Annotated in this window: 7 protein-coding genes and 1 tRNA gene; 3 read left to right on the forward strand and 5 right to left on the reverse strand. The window is 38.4% G+C overall.

The features are described from left to right. The 3 genes from Q0376_RS04495 to Q0376_RS04505 all read right to left on the reverse strand — a co-directional run. Positions 1 to 4,114, reverse strand: a 4,114-nt coding sequence (locus Q0376_RS04495; RefSeq protein ID WP_298704576.1) for an S-layer family protein, incomplete at its 3' end; no start/stop codon positions are given. Then, positions 4,115 to 5,521, reverse strand: a complete 1,407-nt coding sequence (locus Q0376_RS04500; protein WP_298704579.1) for an ESPR-type extended signal peptide-containing protein — start codon at positions 5,519 to 5,521, stop codon at positions 4,115 to 4,117. Between the two features lie 715 nt (positions 5,522 to 6,236). After that, a complete protein-coding gene (locus tag Q0376_RS04505) occupies positions 6,237 to 7,394 on the reverse strand; it encodes a DUF2827 family protein (protein WP_298704582.1) in 1,158 nt (385 codons plus the stop codon). Between the two features lie 180 nt (positions 7,395 to 7,574). On the opposite strand from Q0376_RS04505, the gene Q0376_RS04510 reads away from it, so the two are divergent. The 3 genes from Q0376_RS04510 (at position 7,575) to Q0376_RS04520 (ending at position 9,397) form a co-directional block, all read left to right on the forward strand. Further along, positions 7,575 to 7,659 (forward strand) — tRNA-Leu (locus Q0376_RS04510). Between the two features lie 193 nt (positions 7,660 to 7,852). Beyond that, positions 7,853 to 8,407 carry a LemA family protein gene (locus Q0376_RS04515; protein ID WP_298704585.1) on the forward strand — a complete coding sequence of 185 codons (555 nt, stop codon included), beginning with the start codon at positions 7,853 to 7,855 and terminating at the stop codon, positions 8,405 to 8,407. Between the two features lie 183 nt (positions 8,408 to 8,590). After that, a complete protein-coding gene (locus Q0376_RS04520; RefSeq protein WP_298704590.1) occupies positions 8,591 to 9,397 on the forward strand; it encodes a YgcG family protein in 807 nt (268 codons plus the stop codon). Between the two features lie 315 nt (positions 9,398 to 9,712). Here the strand turns inward: Q0376_RS04520 and Q0376_RS04525 are convergent, their stop codons facing one another. Both Q0376_RS04525 and Q0376_RS04530 read right to left on the reverse strand, forming a co-directional pair. Next, positions 9,713 to 10,822: an NADH-dependent flavin oxidoreductase gene (locus tag Q0376_RS04525; RefSeq protein WP_298704593.1), complete on the reverse strand. Its 1,110-nt coding sequence runs from the start codon at positions 10,820 to 10,822 to the stop codon at positions 9,713 to 9,715. A 99-nt stretch (positions 10,823 to 10,921) separates the two neighbouring features. Beyond that, positions 10,922 to 11,377, reverse strand: coding sequence for a hypothetical protein (locus tag Q0376_RS04530; RefSeq protein WP_298704596.1), 456 nt, complete (start codon positions 11,375 to 11,377; stop codon positions 10,922 to 10,924). Positions 11,378 to 11,598: the final 221 nt, after the last annotated feature.

An 11,598-nucleotide genomic window follows, 5' to 3' on the forward strand; every position in this document is an offset into this window, starting at 1 on the left:
CAATACTAAGGTCATTAGTTAAACCTACCGTAATCTTGCCTTCACCATTATTCGCGACTGTAGCAATGTTCTTACCATCACCTTCGATTTTTAAGGTCTGATCAAGGTCACGATGTACTTTTTCACCAGAATCAGCAGAGAAATCTAAGCCCTTTTTGATTACTTCTTCGCTTGCATTGTTAGTGATATTCTTTACGTCGCCAATGTTAGCACCATTGTTATTTACAGCATCAGAGTATATTTGGCTTCCATTTTCATCTTTTTTATAGGAACCATCATCATTCCTATCGCCACCACTTGCTACATTAGTGATTTGTTTATCACCAGCGTTGATGCCTGTATTAGTTACAGATGGACCATTATTAATAGTTAAACCACCATTGTTAATTACAGTGTCGCCAGTTGTTACAGAGCCGTCTTTGCCAAGGTCGATATTTTTAGCTAATTGAACTTTTAGTTTACCATCTACATTATTAACGCCAATGTTATTATCTGTTAATTTAGTGCGATCTGCGCCGCCGATGATATCTAATTGTTCATTTAGTTTCTTCTTAATTACTTTAGTGACTTCTGTTTGTCCATTATCGCCAGCATATTTTTGACCATCATCCATAGTCGCCACATTGTGACCATCTACATCTAAACGAGTCGCTGGTGTGCCATCAATGGTATTTACTACATCACCAGTTGTAATTGTCACTGTTGGCGCTGGAGTATTACCTTCACCTGTTGGATTTCCAGTAATAGTAATAGAACCATCTTCACCATTAATAGATATGCTAGACCCGTCCTTACCATTAGCAGAAATAGTCCCTGTATCGCCATCAACTACAGCTGATGTACCATCTTGTCCCGTAGCAGTGACAGATCCAGTAGCACCATCAAGAGCAATGGAAGAACCATCTTTGCCATTAACTACAATAGAACCATCTTGGCCTTCAACTGTGTTGCCTTCACCATCAACACCATTTTTAGAGCCAATACTTAAGTTGTTACTTAAACCAACTTCAATATTGCCATTCGCACTATCAGTTGAGGTTACCACACCACCTTTACCAACAATACCAAGAGTTTGACCTAATTCACGTTTTACAGCGCCTTTATCGTCAGCTGTGAAGGAAAGCCCTTTTTTAGTTAATTCTGTTTTAGCAGCCTCTACTTTAGTATCAGCAATAGTAACTACATCGCCAATATTAGCAGCATTTGTATAAGATGCTTCAGTATATATTTGTTTACCAGCGGCATCAGTTTTATAGGAGCCATCTTCATTTTTATCGCCACCACTAGCTAAGTTTTTAATCTGCGTTCCTTGATCCCCACTAAGTGTCACTGTGTTGTAATCAACTACAGTTTTGCTCGGATCTGTTGGATCTGCTTTAGTATCGTATTTTACAGCACGGTCATCAAGATTATCTACTTTTTCGCCTAAATTATTGACTGTATTCCCCAAATTAGTTACATTATTCCCTAAATTAGTGACCGTATCGCCAAGATTTGTTACAGTATCACCTAATTGGTTAACTGTATTCCCTAATTCACCAACAGTTTTAGCTGATGCCACATCAGTAATGACTACGTCTTTAGCTGCTTCCTCTAGAGCTGCTGCATTTTGGACTTGTAATGTTACCTTACCGTCAGTAACAGCATAACTTCCATCCTTAGAGTTTGGATTAGCAATCAAGCGGTAATCACTCTTAGCTGCTACTTGATTACCAATTTTATCTGAAACAGCCTTTAACTGATCTTCTGTAGCCGCTCGACCTGATACATACTCTGGCGCTTCTACATTCCAAGTTGTATTGCTAAGCCCCGTCACATAGGTACCAGTTTGATTATTGTTTTTATCAGTTGATACCGTCTGATTCGCAAATTTAGCATCACCCACAGTTACACCGCTAGTAGTTACTGATGTATCTCCCACGGTAAGACCCGATGCATTTACAACAGTGCTCCCACTGGTATCCCCCATGGTAACACTGCCATCTTTGCCTAAATCTAATTGTGAATTTAAAGATACTTCAAATTGCTTGCCACCAGTAGCATTTGCTGTGCTCTGAGGATTAACAATAATATTTGTCTCCCCGGCTTTAGCTACTACCGACTCTTCTTTACTTGCATTAGCTAAGGCACTCTTCGTATCAGTAGACAAGTCTACATTATATGTAGTAGTGCTAGTAGCTGCATTAACCGTAGATGTTACAGCTAATGCTGCCCCAGCTGTTACATCTGTATTAGCTGCATTTACAGTATATCTAACAGGAGTAGTTGCTGTGCTTGCCGTGCTTGTCACAGTTGTATTAAGGCCTGAAACCACATTAGGAAGTTGACCCACTGTAGCCGCATGATTCGAACTAGTTCCTTGTTTCAAATTAGTGATTGGCGTATCACCCATATTGATTCCTGTATTATCAATAGATAACTTAATAGTATCGCCACCTGCTGTGGTTGGTATTTTGATACTAGTTGCTTTCACACCCCAACCATCAATGGTAGTATATCCAGCTCTAACGCCAGAATTATTCATTGAAACAGCACCAGTAGTAACACTACCGCCTTTCCCCAGATCAATATCCTTATTTAATTTTACATTTAGCGTGTTATTGCCATCAGCCACAACCCCAATATTACCATCAGTCAATGAGCCTGCAGACGTAGCATTGCCTTTAATGTTAAGGGTCTCGCCTAATTTACGATTTACAGAGTTCCCCATATCTCCAGCAAATGTAATAGGACTCTCTACTTTGCCCGCATTATTAAGTGCTGTTTTAGCCGTATCACTTAAATCCACTGTATATGCTGTAGTTCGATTCGCTGCCGTGGAGGCGGTGCTATCTACTTTAATATACTGACTATTTGAGCCCGCTGCCACTGTAGCTTTATCAGCATTTACTACATACGTTGTAGGTGCTGTGGCCGTACTAGCGACAGTCGATACCGTTGTATTAACCCCGGCTATTACCTGAGACTTAGCTGCTTTTAGCTGTCCCATATTAACAGCATCACCATTACTTACACCATCTTTGACGTGAGTAATCGGTGTACTATCCATATTTAGACCTGTATTATTTAAAATGATTCGATTATAAGAGCCATCTGCTTTTGGAATACTAACTTGATTCGTAGATATGCCCTTATCATTAATAGTCGTAGTCCCATTAGTAAAACCACTATTGTTAATTGTTGTATTACCAGTTTTCACACTACCCGTAGGGCCTAAATCTATACTTGAATTTAAGGATACTTCAAATTGCTTGCCACCAGTAGCATTTACTGTGCTCTGAGGATTAACAATAATATTTCTTTCCCCTGCTTTAGCTACTACCGACTCTTCTTTACTCGCACTAGCTAAGGCATTTTTAGCATCAGTCGTCAAATCTACATTATATGTAGTAGTACTGGTAGCTGCATTAGCCGTTGATGTAACAGCCAATGCCGATCCAGCTGTTACGACTGTATTAACTACATTTACAGTATATGTAACAGGAGCAGTGGCTGTACTTGCCGTACTTGTTACAGTTGTATTAAGCCCCGCTTCTACCTTTGGCAATTGTCCTACGGTAGCTGCCCAATTACTACCTGTACCATTTGCTACATTCGTAATAGGTTTGCCATCCATATTAAGGCCCGTTTTATTTAAAATGATTCGTTTATAAGAGCCATCTTCTTTTGGTATACTAATCTCCTCTGTGAAAATTTTTTCGCCAGCAATCGTTGTTCTCCCGTTAGAGAATCCACTATCATTTATGGTTGTATTACCAGTTTTTAGGCTACCCGTAGGACCTAAATCTAAGCTTGAATTTAATGACACTTCAAATTGCTTACCACCAGTGGCATTAGGTGTACTCTGAGGATTAACAATAATATTTCTTTCCCCTGCTTTAGCTACTACCGACTCTTCTTTACTTGCATTAGCTAAGGCGTTTTTAGCATCAGTCGTCAAATCTACATTATATGTAGTAGTACTGGTAGTTGCATTAGCCGTTGATGTAACAGCTAATGCCGATCCAGCTGTTACGGCTGTATTAACTGCCTTTACAGTATATGTAATAGGCGCAGTGGCTGTACTTGCCGTACTTGTAACTGTAGTATTAATCCCCGCTTCTACCTTTGGCAATTATCCTACAGTAGCTGCCGAATTACTCCTCGTACCATTTGCTACATTCGTAATAGGTTTGCCATCCATATTAAGGCCCGTATCATTTAAATAAATACCTCGTTGGCCTCCATTCTTTGGAATAGTAAGGCTTGGAGTGGTAACGCCAGTACTAGACATACTCGTACTACCATTGGTAAAGCCATTATTATTTATGGTTGTATTGCCAATAGCCACACTACCAGTATTTCCTAAATTTATGTCCTTATTAAGTTTTACTGTCAATGTATCGGTACCATTAGATTCAACTCCAATATTACCTTCCACAAGCGTAGCAGTTCTTGGCGCATTCCCTTTTATGTTAAGAGTATCCCCTAAATTACGCGTAATATTAGTGCCTTTATCGCCTGCAAAGGTCATTGGATCAGTGGAACCGCCACTAGCGCTTACATTTTGCAAAGCTTGGTATAACTGGGAGCCATTAATCGCATCGGTAGAAGTCTGTGAAATACGACCAGCTGCCACATTCGTAATAGTACGCTCATTATTAGGTGCCCCCACACTCACTGTGCCGGTTGGTTTGCTACCAGCAAAATTCACCGTCTTACTACCTATTTTATAAGAAGCAGTACCTACTGTACTAGCTGTTGTAGCACCATTACCTAAAGCCACACTATTAGCTGTAGTTGCTTGTGCCCCACGACCAAATGCTAACGCATTATTAGCTGATGCTACAGTGCTAAGCCCCATTGCAATTGTATCAGTTTTACTCGCATTACCACCTCCACTAGCAAATGAGTTTGCTCCAGAAGCAATAGCGCCATTAAGAGCCGTTGCATTATCGGCTCGTGCCTCACCATTAGCAATGGCAACGGTTTGTTTCCCAAACGCTCGAGATCGATCGCCACCAATAGCAACAGCCGCCTCCCCTTGGGTAAAGGTCCAACCAATAGCTACTTGTCCCACACCGTAGCTAGGCTTTCTCAGCGCTTCCGCTGTTGGCTCTGCACCATTTAAAGAGTCAATGAGGCCCGCCCGGCCACCACCAATAGCAACGGAAGATTTACCATAGGCCCAAGTAGCAGCCCCTAAAGCAACGGCATTGGCATTACCATATACATGCGCAGTTCCATAACCACCACCAAGAGCCAAGCCATTGGTAGTTTCACTACCAGTCCCTACAAAATATCCATATATATTAGAGCTTTGATCATTATTCATCCCTGTTACAAAGGTTTTTGTAGACTCTACCGCCAACACCCCAGGCGCTCCATATGTACTGGCTAACATGGTAGCTACAGCCATACTCAAACTAACCTTGCGTACAATTGACGAAGATTTCGCTTTTGTATGTCCTTTAGCTAATTCAGACGCTACAACATAACAGTTTTTAGTTCTACTCCAAATAATCTTATAAATTTTGTTCAAGCTTAACCTATCCTTTCTTCCGCATTTAAGGCATGACACTTCTAATATACTCTTCAAATCTAAACACTTAACTCAACTATACTTATATTGTCAGGTATTAGCGCTGATTACTCCCCTAGAACTTCTTTTTCTATCCCTTCATGACTAGTCTCTACTCATGCCTAGATGATTCGTCCCCATGGTCCTTTTAGTAGAAAAAAGTAGTAATGAACCTCATCCTATTTAGGATTTCAATAACTTATCACGTATTTCATGAGCCATTAAATATTCTTATACCTAAACTATTAATCTTATAAATCATGTTTTTCTATAGCTTCTCAACCTATGAGTAACATTAATAAATATAGTTTTAATCATAAAATCACATGTTAAATCATATCACAAAAACTAATCATATACAATCAATCACTTATACTTTTTTCATCTTTGGTCCATAGAACAAATAATGTATATATTGCATTTTTATACATTAAATCTTTTTTTTGCGACACTTTTAGGCTAAAATTTAAAGTTTTTTCATTTTTTCTCATAAAAATAAGGCTATGACTTTATCATGAACATCTTATTCATGAATAAACGACACAGCCTTATTCATTTTTTCTTATCTTTTTCATATGAAAATGGTACTAATTGATTGATAAAATTCTTATCTTCAAAAACTATTTAGTATGCATTACATATAAATCGGTAAAACTCATAAAAAATATTTATCTATCTAATTTAGCAATTCCTGTAACAACATTTTATGTCTCACCACATTTTGAAGTGCATGTGGAGATAAGGATGCTAAAAATTTGCGATTATGTACTTCCTGATATGACAGCTCCTTGTCATAACCGTGAATTGCATGCAATAAAGCATCTGCTCCATCATAAGCATCAAATTGATCATAATAATACCCTATATTCTGTTGATGCAAATATTCAGAATTATGAACTAATGGATAATTCCCATAAAGAGCTTCATAATACAGGTAATTTAATCCACATTCCCACTGAAAAGCCAATACAATGTCAGCATATTTTCCTAAAAATTCTGGTGTCATAAAGCGTGCTTCAACAGTCATTATATTTTGCCGAACCAGCTCAGTGAATCCTATGAAGTTAAAGAAAACATGTACGTCTTTTTTATCAATAGTACCGCACAAATACACATGTTCTAATACATGTTTATTACGCCGATGAGTTTCCTCAGCAATTAAAACGGGCGTCATGCAATTTTTTAATACAGAAATATTAGGCTCCATAACAGCAATACGACGCTTCACTGGGTCTATTGGTTTATAGCCAAATACCTCTTTAAGACCTAATTCCTCTACCTTCTTATCAATAAAAAGAGGATCCCATAAATGTGGCACTTCAAAAACAGGTGCCCCTGTAATAATTTCAACATAGGGTTTATTAGTCTTCATTAAATGAGGCGTTATCCAAACCGCATCATAGCGCGTGCCATTAAAGGCCCTACCACTGGTTTGTGCATGAACAAACTTCTCCATATCCATAATAAAATCATTGCCCATACGATAGGAAACAATTTTAGTATTATGGGATCTAAAGGCTTGTTCAATATGTGGTTCAATGGCCAATGTCCCTTCAATTAATACATCCGTGTGATCTAATACCTCATTCATTTCATAATACGTTACATCAAATTCTCTAAATTGTTCAGGCAAATTCACCAGCTGATTGCCCCAATACACAAAATAGACTTCATTGACAAATTCAATTTGCTCCAAACAACGCTTTAAAAAGAACATATTCTGGCCCGCCCCATTAGACCAAATATGTTGATACGATTCGCCCCAAAAAAAGGTTATCCCTATATTGATTTTTTTATGTACTTTTGCCCCTAAAAGCAAATTTGCTGTATCCACAAAACTCCGCCTTTCTTTTTTAGACTAATTAAATCACGTAAGCTTACTAGAATTCTAACATAATCCATGTAAGGCAACAATTAAAATCCCATGTCCCTCCTCTAATTCATGAATTTTAAAATTTTATCTTATTTTTCTATTGACGCTTTCAACACCATATGATATTATAATTATGTTGTTGCGGGAGTGGCGGAATTGGCAGACGCACCAGACTTAGGATCTGGCGCCTTCGGGCGTGGGGGTTCAAGTCCCTTCTCCCGCACCATTTTTATTTTACGGACAAATACTAATAGCCTAGCAATGTTTCGCTAGGCTATATTTTTTTATACCATAGTGCCACGGAATAGTTACATAGAATTACCTCTATATAGTATAATACATATGAGTAAGTTTATATTTTTATATTTTTATTTGTGTATTTTATATTCCCATGTGTCTATATCCTTAGGAGGTATATTATGAAAAAAACTTGGTTAATCGTCCTAGCAGTTGTGGCTGCTCTAGCAGTCTGGCTTGTGAGTGGTTATAACGGACTAGTTCAAATGGATGAAACCACCAATAATCAATTGGCTCAAGTGCAAACACAATTACAGCGACGCAGTGACTTAATTCCTAATCTAGTCAATACAGTCAAAGGCTATGCCGCGCATGAACAAGATGCTATCAAAGCCGTATCTGATGCACGCGCTAAATTAGGTGGTGCTAAATCAGTAGAAGACTTATCCAAAGCCGATGGCGAATTATCCAATGCCCTAAGTCGTTTATTAATGATTACAGAAAATTATCCTGATTTAAAAGCAGACCAAAACTTCCGTGCCCTCCAAGATGAATTAGCAGGTACTGAAAATCGTATTGCGGTGGCTCGTAAGGACTACAACGAAACAGTCCGTGCTTACAACGCAAAGGTGCGTACCTTCCCAACTTCCATTTATGCTGGCATGTTTGGCTTTGATCAAAAAGCATATTTCCAAGCAGATGAGAACGCACAAACAGCCCCCACTGTATCCTTTTAATTAACTAACTTGGATTACTTATGTACAGGACTTTAATTACCCTAATTAAGAATTTTTAATTGCACTGTCTTGCGTAATTTTAGTTTACTCTTTGATATCTTTAATCACATCTTAAACAACTTTAATTACACCAGTTAAATAACTTAATTACATAATTTTTTAGGCATATATTAGGAGCAAATAATGACTAATACATTTCACAGAGTAACACCATATAAGCTCTATCATATAATAACGCGCCTAGTCCCTTTACTCCTACTACTCTTGCTTAGCACTCAAGTCGTATTAGCTGCCATTCCAGCAAAGCCTCAAAATGGCCAATATGTAGTGGATCAAGCTAAGGTATTAAACTCTCAGGAGATAAATACTATTAATGCCATTGGCACTGAGTTAAATCGCTCTGGTAAAGGCCAATTAGCTGTTGTAGTGGTTCCTTCTTTTGAAGGAGCTGCTCCTGCTGACTATGCGCTAGCTGTATTGCGTGGCTGGGGCGTAGGACATAAGGATGCTGACAATGGCTATGTATTAGTTGTTGCTATGAATGATAAGCAAATGTATTTGACTGTAGGATATGGTCTGGAAGGCATATTAAATGATGCTAAAATAGGTCAACTCTTAGATACGTATGCAATTCCCAGCTTCAAAAATGGTCACTATGGTGAGGGTATTGTAAATACAGTATGGCAAACGACTACGCTGATTTACCCAGAAATAAAATCCAAGGAGAATATATCTGCTACCGTCCCTAGTCAAAATACATCTTCTGATGAATTATCTGATGAGCAAGTTATGTATATTGGTGGCGGTCTACTCCTCTTCCTCATAGCTGACTTTTTCTTCTTTGGTGGTGCTCTTACAAGATTTATACTCGCTCACATTTCCTTTGGCCGAGGCGGTGGTCGCGGTGGCGGTGGTGGTTTTGGCGGTCGCGGCGGCGGTGGCTTCGGTGGCGGATCTGGCGGCGGCGGTGGCGCTGGTCGAGGTTGGTAGTCTTATCTCAAATTTCAGAGCATAAAAAATATAAGATAAAATTTCATACAAAAAAGATGTAATATATAGCATCCTAATCTTACCGGTTAACTCAACCCATGAGACAATACAGCTATATATTGCATCTTTTTATTTTATCTATCTCTTTTTATCTATCTCTTTTTATCTATTTCTTTTTATTTTATCTGTTTTTAACTGACTCTATATATGAATACGTTCGAACTTAAACAGTACTGGTACATTCTATTTTAATCAATGCAGTTCTAATGACTTGAGGTCTTATTTCTTGACCTAAAATCAAATGAATCCCATGCATTATAAAGTTACTTTATCTGGATTAATCCAAGCTAAAAACTCAAACGCACCATTGGAAATTTGCAGACTATCTCTATCAACCGCATTCATAGTATGACGAATTGTATCTGCTTTGCCATTTAAAATTTTCCATGCCCATTTAGGATCTAATAAAATAGCTGATGCAACGGCTGCCATTTCAGAATCTTCTAACGCTTCTGTCACATCCTCTTCAGTATGAATATGTCCTACAGAAATTAATGGCAAACGGCCATTAATAGTTTCATGAATATACTGTAGCATAGTTTTTTCTTCGTACCCTGGAATATTTGTTTTACCATCATAATGTGTCATAGATACGTGAAGATAATCTAACTCTTTATCAGCTAATTTATCCACTAACCAGAGGGTTTCTTTTAAATTGAAACCAGGTGTACTCTCTTCTCGCGGAGAAAAACGATACCCTACTGCAAACTCTTTGACACCACTCTCTTTTACCGTCGCCAAAACTTCATCTACAACAGTTTCAATAAATGTATATCGTTTTTCAATAGAGCCGCCCCATTTATCCGTTCGTTGATTAGCATGAGGTGAGAAAAATTGGTGTAACAAGAACTGATTGGCCCCATGGATTTCAATACCATCAAAACCAGCTTTAATCGCTCTCACTGTAGCCGCTTTGAAATCATTTATAATCTCCTCAATCTCTTCATTAGACAAGGCTTGTGGTGTTTCTTGACCCGGTCTAATACCTGGTACAGCGCTAGGTCCTACGATAGGAAGACCCCCTGTGGTCTTAGAATCTGTCATGCGACCAGCATGAAACATCTGCAAAATAGCACGTGTACCATTTTCTTTAATACGCGCCGCCAACTTGCTAAGTCCTGGAATACAGCTATCATCATGAATGCCAAGCTCACCGGTCCAGCCAATGCCATTAGGTTTAATATAAGCGACTCCTGTAATAAATAAGCCTACATCACCAGTGCGGCTGCCATAATAATTAATTTCATCACCCGTAACAGTGCCATCATAATAACTCATTCGTGTTGTCATCGGTGCAATGGCTAAGCGGTTTTTAAGACTTAATCCACTGCGAAGTTGTATAGAATCTGTAACTAATTGTTTCACCATATATTCCTTTCATTAAAGAACGTTTTATAAATTGAAGTTTATATCATTAGTATACATAACACTATACACCTTAGAGTTGGCTCTAAGTCAAGGAATTTACTGTCTAAGTCTAATAAAATAACTATCTTTTATACTATCCTTAGTAATAAAACCTTCCCTCGCCCAAGACTGTAATACATCATCTAAAGGCTCTATAGAGTCTAAATCAAAGGCAGCGTTTAATTCATAATAATGACTATGAGGATGCTTTTGTAATATGGCTTGCAATTGTTCCTTTGAAAAGGGTACAGCTTTTGGCTGTACTATACCTTCTGTCAGTGTTTCAATATAGGGTAAAAACTCTTCATAAGAAAAAACACCACTTACGATTATCTGCTTATTTTTATATTCAATTAAATAAGATGGTAGTGAGTAAATCCCCAAATTAACCCGCCAAGTTATGTCCTCCATCAAGGCCTTAAAGGTCTCCTCACTATTATACGCTTTAGTAAAAGTGTCTTCATCTATACCAAAACGCCGTGCTAACTGACTTAATTCATCAAATTTAGTCATCTGACGCTGCTCCACAATAGTAGCATATCTATCAGCAACTTCCTGTTCGGATGCTGTGGACTTTTTCTTACGTTCGCTTTTACCTTTATAAATACTTCCGTTCGAAGGCTGTGGACTTTGCTGCGCAAAGTCTTACGCCCCGAACTACACGATTCACAATAATTTGTGCGTCGTTACCACTCCTTCAAATTATGTTCACTGTGTATCCCCGGGCCGCTTCT

The organism is uncultured Veillonella sp. (assembly GCF_937981445.1).
In the GTDB taxonomy this organism is placed as follows: domain Bacteria; phylum Bacillota; class Negativicutes; order Veillonellales; family Veillonellaceae; genus Veillonella_A.

Excerpts from the sequence above, each read along its gene's own strand:
- Q0376_RS04515 (WP_298704585.1), top strand. The coding sequence starts at position 7,853 with ATGAAAAAAACTTGGTTAATCGTCCTAGCAGTTGTGGCTGCTCTAGCA.
- Q0376_RS04530 (WP_298704596.1), bottom strand. The coding sequence starts at position 11,377 with ATGACTAAATTTGATGAATTAAGTCAGTTAGCACGGCGTTTTGGTATA.
- Q0376_RS04520 (WP_298704590.1), top strand. The coding sequence starts at position 8,591 with ATGACTAATACATTTCACAGAGTAACACCATATAAGCTCTATCATATA.